Annotated in this window: 13 protein-coding genes; 4 read left to right on the forward strand and 9 right to left on the reverse strand. The window is 72.0% G+C overall.

Going from position 1 to position 18,289, the window contains the following annotated elements:
• Positions 1-522: 522 nt before the first annotated feature.
• Both Cs7R123_RS04050 and Cs7R123_RS04055 read right to left on the reverse strand, forming a co-directional pair.
• A complete protein-coding gene (locus Cs7R123_RS04050; protein WP_212823499.1) occupies positions 523-1,806 on the reverse strand; it encodes an MFS transporter in 1,284 nt (427 codons plus the stop codon).
• A gap of 64 nt (positions 1,807-1,870) precedes the next feature.
• Positions 1,871-2,926 carry a hypothetical protein gene (locus Cs7R123_RS04055; RefSeq protein WP_212823500.1) on the reverse strand — a complete coding sequence of 352 codons (1,056 nt, stop codon included), beginning with the start codon at positions 2,924-2,926 and terminating at the stop codon, positions 1,871-1,873.
• A gap of 186 nt (positions 2,927-3,112) precedes the next feature.
• On the opposite strand from Cs7R123_RS04055, the gene Cs7R123_RS04060 reads away from it, so the two are divergent.
• Entirely contained in the window at positions 3,113-6,139 is a 3,027-nt protein-coding gene (locus Cs7R123_RS04060) for a tetratricopeptide repeat protein (RefSeq protein WP_212823501.1), read from the forward strand.
• Here Cs7R123_RS04060 and Cs7R123_RS04065 read toward each other — a convergent pair.
• From Cs7R123_RS04065 to Cs7R123_RS04095, 7 genes are all read right to left on the reverse strand, one after another.
• The gene (locus Cs7R123_RS04065) at positions 6,136-6,618 is read right to left on the reverse strand and encodes a Calx-beta domain-containing protein (protein WP_212823502.1); all 483 of its coding nucleotides are present in this window, start codon (positions 6,616-6,618) and stop codon (positions 6,136-6,138) included. The two genes, Cs7R123_RS04060 and Cs7R123_RS04065, sit on opposite strands and share 4 nt — an antisense overlap.
• Before the next feature lie 283 nt (positions 6,619-6,901).
• On the reverse strand, positions 6,902-8,542 hold the full coding sequence (locus tag Cs7R123_RS04070) for a trehalose-6-phosphate synthase (RefSeq protein ID WP_212823503.1): 1,641 nt from the start codon (positions 8,540-8,542) through the stop codon (positions 6,902-6,904).
• 273 nt (positions 8,543-8,815) lie between these two features.
• Positions 8,816-9,148 (reverse strand): hypothetical protein, encoded by a 333-nt coding sequence (locus tag Cs7R123_RS04075; RefSeq protein WP_212823505.1) that lies wholly within the window; start codon positions 9,146-9,148, stop codon positions 8,816-8,818.
• 207 nt (positions 9,149-9,355) lie between these two features.
• Positions 9,356-10,861 (reverse strand): SigE family RNA polymerase sigma factor, encoded by a 1,506-nt coding sequence (locus Cs7R123_RS40975; protein WP_212823507.1) that lies wholly within the window; start codon positions 10,859-10,861, stop codon positions 9,356-9,358.
• Between the two features lie 134 nt (positions 10,862-10,995).
• On the reverse strand, positions 10,996-11,577 hold the full coding sequence (locus Cs7R123_RS04085) for a dihydrofolate reductase family protein (protein WP_212823509.1): 582 nt from the start codon (positions 11,575-11,577) through the stop codon (positions 10,996-10,998).
• A gap of 75 nt (positions 11,578-11,652) precedes the next feature.
• A complete protein-coding gene (gene add, locus Cs7R123_RS04090; RefSeq protein ID WP_212823511.1) occupies positions 11,653-12,696 on the reverse strand; it encodes an adenosine deaminase in 1,044 nt (347 codons plus the stop codon).
• Positions 12,697-12,767: 71 nt separating this feature from the next.
• Positions 12,768-13,187, reverse strand: a complete 420-nt coding sequence (locus Cs7R123_RS04095; protein ID WP_244871600.1) for a GNAT family N-acetyltransferase — start codon at positions 13,185-13,187, stop codon at positions 12,768-12,770.
• A 443-nt stretch (positions 13,188-13,630) separates the two neighbouring features.
• On the opposite strand from Cs7R123_RS04095, the gene Cs7R123_RS04100 reads away from it, so the two are divergent.
• From Cs7R123_RS04100 to Cs7R123_RS04110, 3 genes are all read left to right on the forward strand, one after another.
• Entirely contained in the window at positions 13,631-16,276 is a 2,646-nt protein-coding gene (locus Cs7R123_RS04100; RefSeq protein WP_212823513.1) for a ricin-type beta-trefoil lectin domain protein, read from the forward strand.
• Positions 16,277-16,375: 99 nt separating this feature from the next.
• Complete coding sequence (locus Cs7R123_RS04105; protein ID WP_212828817.1) at positions 16,376-17,236, forward strand: oxidoreductase; 861 nt, start codon at positions 16,376-16,378, stop codon at positions 17,234-17,236.
• 91 nt (positions 17,237-17,327) lie between these two features.
• The gene (locus tag Cs7R123_RS04110; RefSeq protein ID WP_212823514.1) at positions 17,328-18,260 is read left to right on the forward strand and encodes a phosphotransferase; all 933 of its coding nucleotides are present in this window, start codon (positions 17,328-17,330) and stop codon (positions 18,258-18,260) included.
• The last annotated feature ends 29 nt before the right edge of the window (positions 18,261-18,289 follow it).

Raw genomic sequence — 18,289 nt, forward strand, 5'->3', positions numbered from 1 at the left:
CCCGCCGACGACGGTGCCGGCCACCGCCCGGCCGTGCGCTTCGCTGCGACCGTCGTCGCGGCAGCCGCGGCCTTCGCCGCCTTCGGGGGGCCGACCGTGCGGGCGGCGTCGAGCCACGACGGCCTGACCGCCGGGCCGTCAGACGGCGCGGTCGAAGACACCGACGGCGTACGGGTCGGGGGTGTGGTCCTGTCCGCAGAACTCATCCGCTATCTCGCCGCCCGACGCCACGGCCACCGCTACACCGTCGCGGCGCAGGGATCCAAGATCGCAGGCCAGTACGTCCTGGCCGGGCAGCCGGTCTTCACCATGGGCGGATACAGCGGCAACGCGCCGTTCCCGACGGCAGGTCGGCTCGCCGGCCTCGTCACCGAGGGAGAGGTCCGCTACGCACAGTTCGACCCGCGCCGAAACCGGCGGTCGGCGATCGCCCTCTGGATCACCAGCCATTGCGACCCCGTCGACCCGGCCGTCTACGGCGGAAAGGGCGCACCCTCGGTATACGACTGCAAGCCCGCAGACTCACACAGCAGAGAACCGAGACCTCGGCTGGACGTCGGTGCGCCGCGCACCCTCTTCGAACGCCTCGGCCCCGGGCAGCGGCCGGGCCGTGCGCCAGGGCAAGCACAGCGCGCTGACCAGACACAGTGCGCCGCCGACCGCGAGCGCGTGCCGGACCGAGGTGGCTGCGGCGAGCAGGCCACCGGCGACCATGAACAGCGGCTGCACCGACCTTGAGCTGATCAGCCAGGCGCTGACGACCCGGGCCATCAGCCGGTCCTGCGTGATGTCCATCCTGAATGTCACGAACGCCGGGTTGAAGACCCCGGCGGCGAACAGCAGAGCCACGTCGGCGGCGATCACGAGCAGCAGGCCGGGAGTGCCTGGGGACGCGAGTGGGAGCACCAGCAGCCAGGGCGTGCGCAGCACCCCGAACAGCAGCAGCGTGCCGCGCTCGCCGAGGCGGCGTGTGAACCTGGGCATCAGCCGGGCGCCGGCGATCCCACCCAGGCAGGGCAGGCCGAACGCGAGGCCGTACTGCCACGGGTTCAGGTCCAGGTCGCGGAGCATGAACACGGCGATCAGGGGCGTGCACCACATGACCGCCCCGCCGAAGAGCATCGCGTTCCAGAACAGTGGGCGAAGTTGCGCGTGGGACAGGATGTAGGTCCATCCGGCGACAGCGTCCCGGCGTACGGCCGTGGTGTGCGCAGGCGCCGGCACGGCCGTCTCCGGCTGCCGTACCCGCTGGATGCCCAGGGCAGACAGCAGGAACGACACGGCGTCGACCAGGATGGTCGCCGTCGCGCCGAACGCTGCGACCAGCGCTCCGCCGACCGGCGGCCCGACGCTCTGGGCCAGCCAGTTCGTGCTCTCGAACCTGCTGTTCGCCTCGCCTCGCAGCTCGGCTGCGACCAGCGCCTTCAGGTGCGCCTCGCTCGCCGCGGTGAACACGATCGCCGCGGCGGCCTGGACCGTGGCGGCGGCGTACAGGTGGGCGAAGGTGAGCCTGTCCAGGACCGCCGCGGCGGGCACGCTGGCCAGCACCGCGAAGCGCACCAGATCAGCGGCGATCATCACCGGCCGCTTGCGGTGCCGATCGATGCGGTGGCTCATCGGGAGCACCGACAGGGCACCCGTGGCCGCCGACAGTGCGGCCAGTACGGACACCTCCATCGCGGACGCGTCCAGCACGAGCACGGCGACCAGTGGCAGCGCGCCCGCCGCGATCGCGCTGCCCGCCGCGCTGACGGCGTACGCCTGCCACAGTCGCCTGAAGTCGGATCCGAGCACGGGTGGGGACATCGGCCCTCCAGCGATGATGGAAGCCCCTGACCGGCAGAGGCTTCCATCCTGGACGTGCCCGTGTCTAACCGCGGACGACGGTCACGTCATACCGGACGCCGCCGATGTCGGTCGGCTGCGCCCCTGCCTGGCCGGGCCCGAACTGGGTGACCGTGATCGGGAAGGGCGCCGACGCCGGGAGGGCGGCGGTGAAGGTCAGCAGCACCTGCGGCCGCTCGCCGGGGTTGATGGTCAGCCCGGCGATCCTCGCCTTGGTGAGGTCGAGGATCTGGATCTTGGTGCCGCCGATGGCCCGGATTCCGGTGCCCCTGGCACCGGCCTGCTGCCAGCGCTGGAACAGCTGGCCGCCGAGGTCGACCACGACCTTGCCGCCCACGGTCTCGAAGTGCCGGTCGGCAGCCTCGCCGAAGACGAGGTCGTTGGCGGTCGGCACGTTCGCCACGTTGCCGATGGCGAAGGGCACGGTCGTGCCCGTGCTGCTGTTGGCCGGCACCGGGATCGGGGCCAGGTTGTGCCAGGAGATGTTGTTGTTGGCGGTGGTGTTGGCCACCGTGTTGGGGCCTTCGAACGTCATCGGGTCGGTGGGCGACACCCACCGGGTCAGCAGGCAGAAGTGGGCGCCCGGGGCGGGCCCGTCATCCGGCACGCTGAGCCAGGGGATCGTCACCGTGGTGACGCCGGGCGACGCGGGCACCGCCACGGCACCGATCGGGGTCCAGTCGGCCGGCCACTGCGCGGCGCCGCCGAGCACCGTGTAGTAGACGTTCAGGGTCCCGTTGCTGACGCCGGTCCCGTACGGGCCGGGCACGTTGATGTCGACGAAGACGTAGGCGGTGCCGCCCACCGTCAGGGGCTGGTCGGAGGCGCAGCCGAGGGCCGTCGTGCAGACCCTGATGTCGGGGCTGGCCCAGAACGGCAGCCCCGACGGGTTGGGCTCGATGCCGGTGTCGCCGATCTGGTCGCGGGTGTAGGCGTCGGTGCGGGCGCTGACAGCGGCCCGCGAGGTGCCGCTGTCGGCCACGGCGACGCCGGTCACCGAGATCACCGCCAACGCGGTCAGGGCGGCCCCGACAGCCAGCCGCAGACCCGGTCGCCGCCGGGGCCGATCCTCTGAGTTCATGGAGATCCTCCTGCCGTGTGCTGCGCCGGCGACCGCCAACGCATTGGCAGACTCCTATCAGTCGGCGGCTGCCGTCCGGCTGCGAGATGGTTGTCGCCTTTGTCGATCACCACCTATCCTCAGGACATAGATCGGCAACCATGACTGTCTTGCGTACGGGCGCGAGCGGCCGCGAAGGAGGCTCGGGTGCCACCGACCGGATCCGCTCCGACCGAACCGCCGCTCCACGTCCGGCTGCTCGGCCCGATCGAGGTGACCGGGCCCGCCGGACCCGCCGTGTTCACCGGCAACCGCCAACCCGCGCTGGTCGGACTGCTGGCGCTCGGCGCACCCGACACCGTGTCGCGGACCTGGCTGGTCGACGGCCTGTGGGGCGACGACCCGCCGCGTACGGCGGTGAAGACGCTGCACAGCCACATCGCCCGGCTCCGGCAGGCCCTCGACGAGTGCGGACTCGTCGACCTGGTGCAGACCAACGACTCCGGCTACCAGCTGGCCATCGACCCGGCCGCCGTGGACACGCACCGGTTCGAACGCGAGGTGGCGCTGGCCCGCGGCGAGCTGGCCCAGGGAGCCGACACCGCGGCCGTGGGCCGCCTGCACCGGGCGCTGGACCTGTGGCGGGGGGACGCGTTCGCCGGCGCCGAGACGTTCGGCTGGGCCGCGGGAGAGCTGGTCCGGCTCCAGGAGGTGAGGCTGGCCGCCTTGTGCGACCTGTGGGAGGGCGAGCTGCGCCTCGGCCGGCACACGGTGGCCGTCGGCGAGCTCCAGCGCCTGCTGAGCCGGCACCCGTTCCACGAGCGCCTGGTGGGGCTGGCCCTGCTGGCCCTGTACCGCTGCGGCCGAACCACCGACGCGCTCAACCTCTACCACCTGCTGCGGGTGCACCTGCGAGAGGAGCTGGGTGCCGAGCCCGGCTCGGACCTGACCGTCCTCTATGTGCAGATGCTGCGCCGCGATCCCGCGCTGGACCACCACGGGCCGCCGCCGGTCCCGGTGGCGCCGCCGCTCACCCGGCCGCGTCCCCGTCCGGCCGAGCTGCCCGGCCCGGTGGGGCACTTCACCGGCCGCCGCGCCGAGTTGGAGCAGCTGGACGCCGTCGCCGCCGATCCCGCGGTCCGGGTGGTGGTGATCTCCGGCGCGGCCGGCATGGGCAAGACCGCCCTGGCCGTGCAGTGGGGCCACCGGGCCGCCGCCGACTTCCCCGACGGCCAGGTGTTCCTGGACCTGCGCGGCCATGACCCGGCGGTCGCGGTCTCCCCTGCCGAGGCCCTGGCCCACCTGCTGGCCAGCCTCGACCAGCCCGAACGGGGCGGCGCCGACGAGCGGGACCGGGTCGGGCTGTACCGCTCGCTGGTCCGCGACCGGCGGATGCTGATCCTGGCCGACAACGCCGGCACCGTGGCGCAGGTCCTTCCGCTCGTGCCGGCCAGCACCGCCACGCTGCTGGTGGTGACGTCCCGCCACCGGCTGGCCGCGCTGAAGACCCACCACGCGGTCAAGGCGGTCGACCTCGACGCGATGCGCCCCGACGAGGCGCTGGACCTGCTGGACTCCGTGCTGGGCTCCCAGCGGCTGGCCCGCGAGCCCGACAGCGCCGCCCGGCTGGTGGAGCTGTGCGACCGCATGCCGCTGGCCCTGCAGATCGCGGCGGCCAAGCTGACCTCCCGGCCGATGCGGGGCATCGCCGACCTGACGGAGGAACTGACCACCGGCGAGCGGCTCGACGAGCTGTCGGTGACCGGCGACTCCCGCAACCTGCGGACGGTCTTCGCCACCACGTACGAGGTCCTGGAGCCCGTCACCGCCCGGGTGTTCCGCGCGCTGGGCCTGCATCCGGGGACCACGTTCGGACCGCACCTGGCCGCGGCGGCCGCCGACGTGTCGCTGACCGCGGCCCGGCACGCGCTGGACGAGCTGGCCGCCGTCCACCTCGTCACGGAGTTCGCGAACGGGCGCTACCGCTTCCACGACCTCATCCGCCTGTACGCCCGCGAATGCGCCCTGCGCGGCGAGCCCGACGCCGCCCGGGCCGACATCACGGACCGGATCCTCGACTGGTATCTCGCCATCACCGACGCCGCCAACAAGGTCGTCGACCGCGGCCGCGACCGGGTCCGCGTCGCGGTGGGCCACCCCCCGGCGACGCTGCCGTTCCGGGCCGAGGCCGACCACGCCCTGTCCTTCCTCGACGGCGAACGCGACAACCTGCTGCCCGTCCTGACCTGCGCCATGGAACACGGCCGCCCCGACACGGCCTGGCAGCTGACCTATCTGGTCACCGGCTTCTTCGACTCCCGCGGCCACTGGACCCAGCGCATCCAGCTCTGCCGGCTGGGCCTGGCGGCCGCCCGCGCCGCCGGAGACCCGGTGGCCGAGGGGCTGATGGGCAGCGGCCTGGGCGTGGCATACCTGACGACCCGCCGGTTCGAGGAGGCGCTGACGACCCTGAACCAGGCCCTGGAGGTCCTGCACGTCCAGGGCGACAAGCGGGGCGAGGCCCACGTGCGCAACAACATCGCGGTCACCCTCGCCAGCGCGAGGCGCTTCGCCGAAGCCGTCGACGCCTACGGCCAGGCGCTGGCACTGCACCTGGCCGAGGGCAACACGCTGGGCGTCGCGCTGACGCTGAGCAACCTGGGCGACGCCTACGTCCGCATGGGCCGGGCGGACCTCGCCCTGGACCACCTCAGCCGCGCGCTGACCGCCAGCCGCGAGATCGGCAACCCGCGGCTGGAAGCCGTGGCACTGGGCGGCCTGGGCCAGGCCCACCGCGACCTGGGCGAATGGGACCTGGCCACCGCGCGGTTCCACGACGCGCTGGTCCTGCGCCGCCAGGCCGGCGACCGCCGCTACGAAGCCGAGACCCTGAACAACCTCGGCCTGACCGAGTTCGCCCGGCAGCGGTTCTCCTCGGCGACCGAGCACTTCCGCCAGGCGCTGGCCCTCAGCCGGCAGCTCGCCGACCCGCACCAGGAGGCGATCGCCCTGGCCCACCTCGGCCGCATCGACCTCGCCGCCGGGCTCACCACAGCCGCCGAAGACCACCTCCGCCGGGCTCTGGCCTCCCGGGAGCTGGCCCCGGACCCGTACGAGGCCGCCGCGATCCACCGCGACCTGGGCCAGCTCGCCGCACGCGCCGGGCACTCACCGCGGGCACGCCACCACGACGAGCTGGCCGCCGATCTCCTGCGGCAGGCCGCCGCCGACTAATGCTGCGCAGGTCTGAGCGTGACCGTCGCCATCGGTCTGGCCACGCCCGCACCCGACACCGCGAACAGCTCCACACCGAACGTCCGGTCCTCGGCCAGACCCGGGTTCGGTATCAGCTGGATCGCGATCTCGGCCGAGGACTGGTTCGGCTGGATCACCAGCGTTCCCGAGCTGACGCCGACGTAGTCGATCCCCGGCCGGGCCGTCATGGCCACGGTCCGGTAGTGGATCGTGACCGGGGTGCTGCGCGGAGGTGTCCGCAGCACCGGCACCATGCAGCGCGGGGGGCCTTCCCAGCAGAGCGTGTCCAGCGGCTGGACGCAGCCGGGGCATCCGGACGTGGGTGACGGGCTGAGGCCCAGCACCTGGTTCACCGGCCGGACCGGTGCGGTGGCGGGACTGCCGGGCAACATGGTGACCGCCATCAGCAGCGCGGCAGCGGCCGCAGTCAGCAACGGCAGGCGGAGCAGTCGTATCACGGGGCGCCTTTCCTGGCCGCCACTTCTCGCCGCGGCCAGTCCGACGGCGGGTTGGGGACGTCGACGGCCGTGATCAGGCTACGACCGCACGGTTGTGAATCGGTTGTGACGTCCCGGTAACGAACCGCTACGGCAGCGCGGCACGGACGGGTGCGCCCGGTTTCCGGATCCGTGCCGCGGGTATCGCAGCGGCGTCTGGCCGAACCCACGGTGCCCGCCTGCGGCGGGCACCGTGGCAGCGAGCGGGAGGTGGAGACGTGCGACGCTTCGACGTGGTCGCCAATCACGAGATGTGGGACGTGCTCGACGGCGACGAGCTGGTCGGCGTGCACGAGTGCAGGCGCGAGGCGGTCCGGCACGCCGCCGGTGCGGCCTGCGCCAACGCGCCCAGCCGCCTGGAGGTGATCGGCGCCGACGGGCGCGTCGAGGAGGCGGCCGACTTCGATACCGCCCGGCTTTCGGGCGTACGGGAGGTCCGGGTGTCGTAGCCGGCGGCGTCCTGACCGAGCCGGTCGAGGAAACCGGTGGCCCACGCGTCCACGTCGTGGCCGCGCAGATACGACCGCATCGACGCCATCCGGCGGCCCTGCTCGTCCGCGCCCGCGAACGCGGCACCGGCGAACGCGTCCTTGACCGCGTCCACATCGTGCGGATTGACCAGCCACGCCTCCCGCAGTTCGGCCGCAGCGCCCGCGAACTCGCTGAGCACCAGCGCGCCCGTGCCGTCGGTGCGGGTGGCGACGTACTCCTTGGCGACCAGGTTCATGCCGTCCCGCAGCGGCGTCACCGCCATGACGTCGGCGGCCAGGTACAGCGCGGCCAGCTCCGCCCGGTCGAAGGACTGGTGCAGGTAGTGCACGGGCAGCCGCCCGATGTCGGCGTGCTCGCCGTTGATCCGGCTGACCTCGCACTCCACCCGCTGGCGCAGCGCCTGGTACTGGTCGATCCCCTGCCGGGTCGGCACGGCCACCTGGACCATCGCCGTGTCCGCCGGATCCAGCCGCCGCTCGGCCAGCAGCTCCCGGTACGCCTGCAACCTGCCCTCGATGCCCTTGGTGTAGTCCAGGCGGTCCACCGCCAGGATCACCGTCCGCGGCGCGCCGAGTTCCCGCCGGATCTGCGCCGCCCGGGACCGGACCGCGGGGTCGAGCCCGAGCCGCTGCTGCTCGGCGACGTCGATGGAGATCGGGAACGGGTCGACGCCGACGTCGCGGCCCTCGTACCGGATGCCCTGGTCGTTGCTCTTCGCACCGAGCAGGTCCGCGGCGAGCATGGCGAGGTTCCGGGCCCCCTGGGCGTGCTGGAACCCGATCAGGTCGGCGCCGAGAAGCCCGCGCAGGATCTCCTCCCGCATCGGCATCTGGCAGAACAGCTCGACCGGCGGGAACGGGATGTGCAGGAAGAAGCCGATCCGCAGGTCCGGGCGCAGCGCCCGCAGCATCCCGGGCACCAGTTGCAGGTGGTAGTCGTGCACCCAGACGAGCGCGCCGGGGGCCGCCACCCGCGCCCCCGCCTCGGCGAAGCGCCGGTTGACCTCGCGATAGTGGTCCTGCCACGCCCGGTCGAACGTCGGCTGCTCCACGGCGTCGTGGTAGAGCGGCCAGATCGTCGCGTTGGACTGCCCCTCGTAGTACCCCTCGACCTCGTCGCCGGTCAGGGCCACCGGATGCAGGTGGATGTCGTCGTCCACGAAGGCGGCGGGCGCGGGTCCGGGCCTGCCCGACCAGCCGATCCAGGCCCCGGCGCGCTGCTTCATGATCGGATGCAGCGCGGTGACGAGACCACCGGGGCTGCGCCGCCAGCATGGTCGGCCCTCGGCGTCGACGGTGTGGTCGACCGGCAGCCGGTTGGCGAGCACGACCAGGTCGTGACGACCGCCCGTGGCCGGCCGTGGGCCGAGCTCGGTGCGGGGTGCGGATGCCATGTAGTCCTCCGTCGTGATGCCAACCGTCCTGCGGCTCGCGCTGGATGCGCAGGCTGGTAATACCCGCGGACGCCGGGAGCGGTAAACCTCCCGGGCGGCAGATGTTGATCACATCTGCGTCCGGGCGGTGCGCGCCGACGGACCCGTTCACGAGCGGAAGTCGGTCGATCGAGCGTCCACGCCGGCGATACGAGGAGGGCACCCGGCTCGGGTGACCGGGGCACGCGTCGGCCGCTCAGGCCGGCAGGGAACGCGTGCCCCGGGCAGGCGGGCTCAGCCGCAGTAGGCGTCCATCTGGAAGGTCTGGTTGGTGACGATCTGGCCGCCCATGGAGTACGTGTTCAGGTTGGTGTTCTGGCACTGGTAGACGACCGTGCCCATGCCCGAGTTCACGAACTGCAGGTTGCCGTTCTGGTGCCGCCACAGGACGAGGTAGGCGGGCTGGAACGGGCCGCCGCACTCGTACCAGCCGGTGATCTGGACCTTGCCGTCGTACGCGGCGATGGAGTACGCGCCGGTGCAGGGGGCCGCCTGCGCGGCCGCGGCCGGGGCGGCCACGGTGGCGGCCGCGGTGAGCAGTGCGACGGCGAACAGCTTGAGCTTCACGGGGACGTCCTTCGTGGGAGGGGACCAAACCGTCGCCCCGCGACCGGGCGCGCGCCACCGGACGACCGCCGCATCGTATGGCGATATCTCGATATATCGCAAGTATCAAACAAAGCTGTGCCAGTTATCCGTGCAAGACTGTGCAATTCTTGCACGGATGAGACCCGGCGCGGATGAGCGTGCCCCGCGCTCCCCCCGCGAACGCATTCAGCCTCCTGCCGGGTAGATCGCGACGTACCAGTCCCCCGGCATCCGGTCCGCATCGATCGAGATCGTGATCGTCGAGCCGAGGGCGGGGTCGAAGCGGTCCCCGTTGCGGAAGCTGTACGCCGAGCCGAGCGTGATCGTGGTCGGGCCGAGGTGGGTCACCATGACCACGCCTCCGCTCGGCTCGACCTCCGCCAGGGTCTGGCTGGTGCCGAAGTCCGCTGTGGCCAGCAGCTTGCCGTCGACCGACAGGCGCAGCCGGCCGGAAGTCTGCACCTGGGCGCGGGCGTACATCGGGCCGCGCCACGTCAGCGTCACGCTGTGCGGGCCGTCGGCGTACAGCCAGGTGACCTTCGCCGGGTCGATGTGCGGCCGCAGTTCGTGCTCCAGCCGGTCTGCGGATGGCGTCACGGCGACCAGCGGGATCTCTTCGAACGAGACCGCCGCGCCGATCGCGACAGCCACGGTCCCCTCGTCCGTCTGCCGGCCGGGCGTGTTCCAGCGCAGCACGATCGACACCGTGGACTGCCGGGTCGGCGACAGGTTCAGCGCGTGCGCGTCGAGCACCGTCCGAAAGATGCCCGGTGGCAGCTCCACGTTGCCGCAGGGACCCTGGCTGACCTGCTGGCCGTCGACGAAGGCGACCACCTCGGGCAGCGAGGCGCCGTGCTGCCGGCAGGCCACGAACAGCGCCTCGGTCCGGTCGCCCGGCGTCCACACCAGTGCGCGCTCGATCCGGGCCGCGTAGTTGTGCTGCGCGGTCGGACCGAGGTGGTAGTAGTCGGCGTTGACCGGGCCGTCCCTGTCCTCCTGGCTGACCTGCTGGTACTGCCCCAGCTTGATGGGGAATGCGGGCTCCGGCAGGGCGCGCCTGCCCAACTGCGGCACCAGGGCGTACGCCGCGAGCAGCGCCAGCCCGACGCACACCGCCACGATCGCGCCGACCTTGCGGCGACGGTTTCGGGCGACCCGGTCCCGCACCGCGGCCAGGCGCTGGTTGTTCGCGGGCGCTCCGACGAACTCGGCCGACGCGAGCAGGGTCGGGTCCAGCCGCAGCTTGGCCAGGCCCTTCGACGCGTGGGTCTTCACCGACCCCGCCGAGATGTTCAGGGCCGCCGCGATGTCGGCCTCGCTGAGGTCCTCGAAGTAGCGCAGCACGAGCACCACGCGCTGCTGGCGGGGCAGCCGGGCCAGCGCCCGCCACACCCGGTCACGCTCCTCGATCGCCGCATGCGGCGCCGGGGTGGGCAGCTCCGGCAGATGCTCGGTGGGGCGCTCGGCGTGCCAGCGCCTGCGCCACCACGAGTTGAAGGTGTTGGCCAGCACCCGGCGGACGTACGGCTCGGGGTCGCCTTCGATGCGCCGCCAGGCCGTCCACGACTTGGCCAGTGCGGTCTGCAGCAGGTCCTCGGCGTGCGCGTGGTCGCCGGTGAGCAGGTGTGCGACGCGGAGCAGGTGCCCCGAGCGCGCGGTTACGAACTCGTCGAAGGACGCAAGATCCGTCATCCCCAAGCCTTCCGTGGTCGCGGTCTGCTACATGTACCGACCGGACCCGGCGCCGGGTTGAACGGGCGCGGATTCAGGTGGCCGATGCTCGCGCGTCGTGGGACGCGCGACCGTCGGCCGACGATGCGACCGGGTCAGGCCGCCGCGCGGACGACGTCGAAGACCTGCTTCTGCACGCCGTTGGCGTAGGTGTCGTGCTCGACCAGCTTGAGCTGCTGGACGTCCTTGTCCGTGGCGCTGAACAGGCGCTTGCCCGCGCCGAGCAGCAGCGGGAAGACGAGCAGGTGGTAGCGGTCGATCAGACCCGCGTCCGACAGGTTGTGGTTGAGGGCGGCGCTGCCGTGCACGATGATCGGCCCTCCGTCGGTCTCCTTCAGCGCCGCCACCTCGTCGAGGGACCGCAGGACGGTGGTGTGGCCCCAGTCCGCGACCAGGTCGTCCTCGGCGAGGGTGCTGGAGACGACGTACTTGGGCATGGCGTTGTAGCGGGCGAATTCCGCCATGCTCGGCCACACGGGGCTGAACGCCTCGTAGCTGGCGCGGCCCAGGAGCATCGCGGCGGCCTCCTCCTGCTCCCGGCCCTTGATCTCGTATGCCTCGGGGACGAACTCGACCTGCTTGAAGGTCCAGCCGGAGTTCCGGTAGCCGGGCTCGCCGCCCGGTCCTTCCATGACGCCGTCGAGCGAGATGAAGGCGGTGCTGATCAGGCTGCGCATGTGGGTCTCCTGGATCCGGTGTCGAGCGGGCGCGGTGCCCCGTAGCACCAAGCTTGCTACCGACAATAAAATTTGTCAAGACACACAAAGTTGTCGGCGTGCTGGCGGTTGTCCAGGGCCGGCGAGCCAGTCGCGGACCTCGGCCGTCCATGCCGCGACCAGGCCGGCCGGGGCGCCGCAGCGTTCGACCGACCGGCGGGCGATCCGGGCCAGCTGCTCGTCGGTGAGCCCCAGCTGGTCCCGCGCGACCTCGTACTCGTCGAGCAGGCCCACGCCGAACATCAGCGGATCGTCGGCGCCGAGGGTGCACGGCACCCCGGCGGCGAGCAGGCGGGGCAGCGGATGCTCGGTCATCGCGCCGACCACCCCGAGCCGGAGGTTGGAGGTCAGGCAGACGTCGAGCGTGACGTCGCGGTCGACCAGCTCGCGCAGCAGCCGCGGATCGTCGGCCGCGCCGACGCCGTGCGCGATCCGGGTCGCACCGAGGGCCTCGACCGCGGCACGGACACTGTCCGGCCCAGCCAGCTCGCCCGCGTGCGGTGCGGCGGCCAGACCCGCGGACCGGGCCAGCGCGAACGCGGCGGCGAACGGCTCGGGCGGGTATGCCACCTCGTCGCCGGTCAGCCCGAACGCGTAGACGCCGTGACCGGCATGGCGGGCCGCGAAACGGGCCAGCTCCTCCGTCCGGTCGGGGCCGAGGTGGCGCATCGCGCCGATGGTGAGCCCGAACCCGACGCCCCGGCGGCCGCCTTCGTCCTCACCCGCCGCCAGCACCAGCCGCAGCACCTCGTCGGGAGTGCCGAAGGCGGGGAAGATGTGCGGATCGAAGTGCGGCTGCACCCAGACCGCGCCGTCGGCGGCGGCGTCGGCCACGACCTCGCGAACCAGGCGCTCCAGGTGCTCGCGGTGGGTCTTCACCGCGTCGTACGCCGCCTGGAACATCTGCTGGAACTGCGCGAACGTGGTGAACGCCTGCGGATTCGCCGGTGGGAGCCCCGCCAGGGCGGACAGCTCCCGCAGCGTCGTCTCGCGCAGCGCGCCGAGCAGGTGCACGTGCAGCTCCGCCTTGGGCAGCAGGCGCAGGTCCCGTCGTGGTTCGGTGCCGGTCTCGGTGGTCACGGACACACCCTATGAGCGGGAGCTCCGGCCCACCGGGCCCGAAGGCCGCGCCGGAGGCCACGCGAACCGCCCTACTGAACCGGCTCCCAGAACAGCAGCTGGCGGTGGTGGCTGAAGCCGTTGCGCAGGTAGAAGTCCACCGCCCGGCGGCCGGAGTGGACGCAGACGTGCTTCAGCCCCCGGTCGCGGGCCTCGTCCAGGATCGCGGCCATCAGCGCGCCGCCGATGCCGCGGTTGCGGTACGGCTCGCGTACCTCGACGGACTGGACGTCGCCGTATCGGCGGTCGGGCTCATTGTTGGCGGGGACCCGTTCCGCGACGTGCAGCCAGGCGACACCGACCACGTATCCGTCGATCTCGGCCACGAACGGCAGATGCGTCTCGGCATGGGCCGCGACCCATGCCGCGTACGCCGGAAGGTTGTCAGATTCGATGCCGCGCAGTTCGGCGAGTGCTGCCACGTCCGCCGGGCCGGCCTTCCGCACGATCACCTGCGGGAGTGTAGGCGAATCCGGTCGACGCCGTGGTCCCGCAACCAGGCCGAGGACAAGCCAGACCTTCGGACAGCTTCTCGATCGCTGCCGCAACCGCATCCGGGTCGACGAGCTGATGCAGATGCAGGCCCGGTAGGTGCTCGACCCGCCAGCCGCGGCCAGAACGGCGGCCGCGCGGCCGCCACGTGCAGAAACGACGGCACCACCGCACCCGGCAGCCGTCGGGCCACGGGTCCCACGTCAACGGTCCCACCAGTGGGCTGTGCATCAGAACGTAGGCGATGCTCCCACCGCAGCGTAGTCGCGCGGCCGTCATACCCGAGGCCAGCGACGTCGCCCTCAGCAGCCGAGCGACAACGTTGTCTGTGACTCTATAACGTTATAGATTGTTCTTTCATCGGTCGATGCATGTTTCTCAATCCCGTCCCGAAGGAGAACCGATGCACCTCCCCCACCGATCACGTCTGCTGGCTGCGGCGTTAGCCGCAGTGGTCAGCCTGGCCACGACCGTCTTGGTCGGCGGGTCCGCAGCCGACGCGGCACCCGCGCAACCGTCGCCGCTGACGACGCCCTGGACCAGCCAGGCCCTGACCGGTACGCCGCTGCCGGACTACCCGCGCCCGCAGATGACCCGCCCTGACTGGCAGAACCTCAACGGCGAATGGCAGCTGCGCCAGTCCACCACCAACGACGCCCCCGTCTTCGGCCAGACCCTGCCCGAGCGCGTCAACGTGCCGTTCCCGGTCGAGTCGGCCCTGTCGGGCATCAAGCGGGCCGCCAACGACAACCGGTTCTACCTGTTCTACCGGCGCACCTTCACCGTCCCCGCCGCCTGGAGCGGCCGCCGCGTGCAGCTGCACTTCGGCGCGGTCGACTGGCAGGCGACCGTCTGGGTCAACGGCGTGCAGGTCGGCAGCCACACCGGCGGCTACGACCGGTTCGAGTTCGACATCACGCCGCAGCTCAACGGCGGCACCAACGAGATCATCGTGCGCGCCTACGACCCGTCGGACACCGGGGGCCTCAACATCGCCCGCGGCAAGCAGGTCCGCAACCCGGGCGGCATCATGTACACGCCGTCGTCCGGCATCTGGCAGACGGTATGGATGGAGCCGACCCCCACGTCGTCGATCTTCAGCGCCGACCTCTACCCGAACCTCGCCAACAACACCCTGCGGGTGCGGGTCTTCACCCGCGGCGACGTCACCGGGCACTCGGTGCTCGCCGAGGCGATGGACGGCACCACCGTCGTCGGCACCGCCACCGGTGGCTTCACCGAGTTCAGCGTGCCTGTTCCCAACGCGCACCGGTGGAGCCCCGACGACCCGTTCCTCTACAACCTGCGCCTGACCCTGCGCAACAGCGGCGGGACGGCCGTCGACCAGACGATGCACTACTTCGGCATGCGTGAGATCGGCAAGGCCGTCGTCAACGGACGGCTCGTGCTGACCCTCAACGGCCAGTTCCTCTTCCAGAACGGTGTGCTCGACCAGGGCTTCTGGCCCGACGGCCTCTACACCGCCCCGACCGACGCCGCGCTGGCCGGGGACCTGCAGAAGATCAAGGACCTGGGGTTCAACATGGTCCGCAAGCACATCAAGGTGGAGCCGCAGCGCTGGTTCTACCACGCCGACCGCCTCGGCCTGCTCGTCTGGCAGGACATGCCGAGCATGGGCGAGGCCCCCGGCACCGCGGCCCAGCACGCCCAGTGGGAGACCGAGGTCGGGCAGATCGTCGACGAGCACCGCTCGTCCCCGGCCCTGGTGACGTACGTGGCGTTCAACGAGGGCTGGGGTGAGTGGAGCCTGTCGGAGACCACCCGGGTCGTCAACAACATCAAGGCACAGGACCCGACCCGGCTCGTCAACGCCCACAGCGGCTACAACTGCTGCAACTCCAAGGGCGACCCCGGCAACGGCGACATCATGGACTGGCACTGGTACGTCGGACCGAACTCGATCGCGCCGTCGGCGACCCGTACGGCCGTGCTCGGGGAGTACGGCGGCCTCGGCATGCGTACGCCGGGGCACGAGTACAGCCCGAACGGGCAGTTCGGCGGGTACGAGATGCACACGTCGAGCCAGGTCATGACCGACCGGTTCGTCGGGCTGATCAACCAGGCGTCCGGCCTGATGTGGACCCGGGGCCTCAGCGCCCTGGTCTACACCCAGCCCTTCGACGTGGAAGGCGAGATCAACGGCCTGTGGACCTATGACCGGCAGGTCCTCAAGTTCGACGCGGCCCGGATGCGGGCCGCCAACCAGCAGCTCATCGCCGCGTCGCAGCGGCTCAACAGCGCCCCGCCCCCGGCGGGCAAGGGCATCACCGGTCCCGGCGGCAAGTGCGCCGACGTAGCCTCCGACGACGTCGGCGGCAACAACGCCGCGGTGCAGCTGTGGGACTGCCAGATCAGCGCCTACGACCAGCACTGGACGTGGAACGGGCAGACCCTGCGCACCATGGGCCGCTGCCTCGACATCGCCAACGCCGGCACCGCCAACGGCAGCCTGGTGCAGCTGTTCGACTGCAACGGCTCCGGGGCGCAGAACTGGGTCGCCCAGGCCAACGGGTCGCTGCGCAACCCGACCTCGGGTCGCTGCCTCGACTCCCCCAGCGGCGGCACCGCCAACGGCACCCGGCTGCAGATCTACGACTGCAACGGCTCCGGGGCGCAGATGTTCCGCCTGGCGGGCGGCTCGCCCGGCGCCACGATCATCAACGGTCCCGGCGGGCAGTGCATCGACGTTGCCGCCGACGACACCGGCGGCAACGGTGCCGTGGTCCAGCTGTGGGGCTGCCAGCCCTACGCCGTGGACCAGCACTGGACGTGGGACGGGCAGGCGCTGCGGACGCTGAACCGCTGCATGGACGCGACCGGCAACGGCACGGCCAACGGCACCCTGATCCAGCTGTGGGACTGCAACGGCGGCGGTGCGCAGCAGTGGGTGCCGCAGCCGGACGGGTCGTTCAAGAACCCGCAGTCCGGCCGCTGCCTGGACTCGCCGAGCGGATCGACGTCCAACGGCGCCCGGCTCCAGCTGTGGGACTGCAACAGCAGCCCGGCCCAGATGTTCTGGAAGAACTAGGTAGACGGCGACGGGCCGGCCGGCGCGATACTCGTGCCGGCCGGCTCCGGCCGTGTCCTTTCGACCGGCCGCGGATCCGCATAAGATCATCCGGTGGATATGACGAGCGAGAGCTGGAAGCTCGGCGGGGACCTGGACGTCGCGCGGGTCGGCTACGGCGCGATGAGGCTGACCGGCTGGCCCCGGGGCGGGCGCCCCGACCGCGACACGGCGCTGGCGGTGCTGCGGCGCGCGGTCGAGCTGGGGGTGAACCACATCGACACGTCGAACTACTACGCCCGTGACGGTGTGGCCGCCAACGAACTGATCAAGGCCGCGCTGTACCCGTACCCGGCCGAGCTGGTGCTCGTGACCAAGGTCGGCGCGCTCGTCGAAGGCCCGGACATCGCGCTGCCGTCCTCGGAGCAGACCGGGCTGACCCCCGACGGGCTCCGCCGCGGTGTGGAGGCGAACCTGCGCTCGCTGGGCGTGGACGCACTCGACGTGGTGAACCTGCGGATGGGCGACCGCGGACACGGCGAAGCATCCCTCGCCGGGCCGCTGGAGACGCTGCTGCGGCTGCGCGAGGAGGGGCTCATCCGGCACCTCGGCGTCTCCAACATCTCGCTGGAGGACTTCGAGCTGGCGCGGACGATCGCGCCGGTCGTGTGCGTGCAGAACGCGTACAACATCGCCAACCGCGACGACGACCCGCTGGTGGACGCGTGCGCACGGGCGGGCGTGGCCTACGTCCCGTTCTTCCCCGTCGGCGGCGGCTTCCAGCCGCTGACCGCAGAGCACCTCGCGACCGTGGCCGAGCGGCACGACGCCACCGTCGCGCAGGTCGCGCTGGCGTGGCTGCTGGCCCGCTCCCCCAACATCCTGCTCATTCCCGGTACGGGCTCGCTCGCGCACCTGGAGGAGAACCTCGCCGCGGCCGGTCTCGCGCTCACCCCCGAGGATCTGGCGCTGCTGGGCTGATTCCGGGCGGCGGCGCGGCACCCCGTGGGGGCCGCGCCGCCGACGATGCGGCGTTACCCTCGGAAACGACGATCGACTGGTATAAAGCGGCGTGACATTCACCCCTCGGGCTGCCTGGGCCGATGCGCCGGCACCGCTGCGGGCGGCCGTCGCCGACGCGCTCGGCAGCACGATCACCGGCCACACGGACCTGCGCGGTGGCATGTCGCCCGGACCGGCCGCCGCACTGCGGCTGGCCGACGGCCGCACGGTGTTCGCCAAGGCGATGTCGGCCGAGGTCCGAGCCCACAACCACATGCTGGTACGCCGGGAGTCGGCCGTCCTGGACGTGCTCCCGCGATCCGTCCCGGCCCCGCACCGCCTCGCGACCGTCGAGTGGGGACCGTGGCTCGCGCTGGTCACCACCTGGGCCGCCGGAACCACCGTAGAGCTGTGGACCGACACCTCCATCGACGCCGTGGTGGCCGCGTGCCGCACCGCGAGCGGGCACCGGGCACCGGACGGCCTGCGACCGGTCGCCGAGCGGATCTACGACTTCGACGGCTGGGAGCGGGTGGTCGCGGCCGGTCCGGCGGACGAGTGGGAGGCGGCGTACGCGGTCCGGGCCGCCGAGGTGGCCGCGGACTGGGCGCGGTGGACGGCCGGGGATGCCCTGGTCCACCGCGACATCCGCGCCGACAACACGGCGGTGGACGCGGCGACCAGCTCGGCGACGCTGCTGGACTGGGCATACGCCGCCGCCGGTGTGCCGTGGCTGGACCTCGCCCAGTTGTCCGCCGACATCGTCGGCACCGGGCACGGTCTCGGCGGCGAAGTAGCCACAGATCGCGCGTACCGGCTGATCCAGACCCTGCCCACCGAGGCCGCGCGGTTCGTGGTGGCCCTGACCGGCATGTGGCGGATCCGGGCCGCGACCACCCAGGACGCGGTGCTGCCCACGATCTCGACCTGGCGCCGCGAGCGGGTGCGGGCACTGCGCCCACTGGTGACCCGCCTGATCACCGACCTCACCGAACCGGCCTGAGCCTCTGCCCGGCCGCCCCGAGGCGGCAT

The sequence above is a fragment of the Catellatospora sp. TT07R-123 genome (assembly GCF_018327705.1).
Classification (GTDB): Bacteria; Actinomycetota; Actinomycetes; order Mycobacteriales; family Micromonosporaceae; genus Catellatospora.

Bases quoted from the DNA above. Each gene is read 5' to 3' on its own strand.
- Cs7R123_RS04105 (WP_212828817.1), top strand. From the start codon at position 16,376: ATGACGAGCGAGAGCTGGAAGCTCGGCGGGGACCTGGACGTCGCGCGG.
- Cs7R123_RS04100 (WP_212823513.1), top strand. From the start codon at position 13,631: ATGCACCTCCCCCACCGATCACGTCTGCTGGCTGCGGCGTTAGCCGCA.
- Cs7R123_RS40975 (WP_212823507.1), bottom strand. From the start codon at position 10,861: ATGACGGATCTTGCGTCCTTCGACGAGTTCGTAACCGCGCGCTCGGGG.
- Cs7R123_RS04085 (WP_212823509.1), bottom strand. From the start codon at position 11,577: ATGCGCAGCCTGATCAGCACCGCCTTCATCTCGCTCGACGGCGTCATG.
- Cs7R123_RS04050 (WP_212823499.1), bottom strand. From the start codon at position 1,806: ATGTCCCCACCCGTGCTCGGATCCGACTTCAGGCGACTGTGGCAGGCG.
- Cs7R123_RS04070 (WP_212823503.1), bottom strand. From the start codon at position 8,542: ATGGCATCCGCACCCCGCACCGAGCTCGGCCCACGGCCGGCCACGGGC.
- Cs7R123_RS04055 (WP_212823500.1), bottom strand. From the start codon at position 2,926: ATGAACTCAGAGGATCGGCCCCGGCGGCGACCGGGTCTGCGGCTGGCT.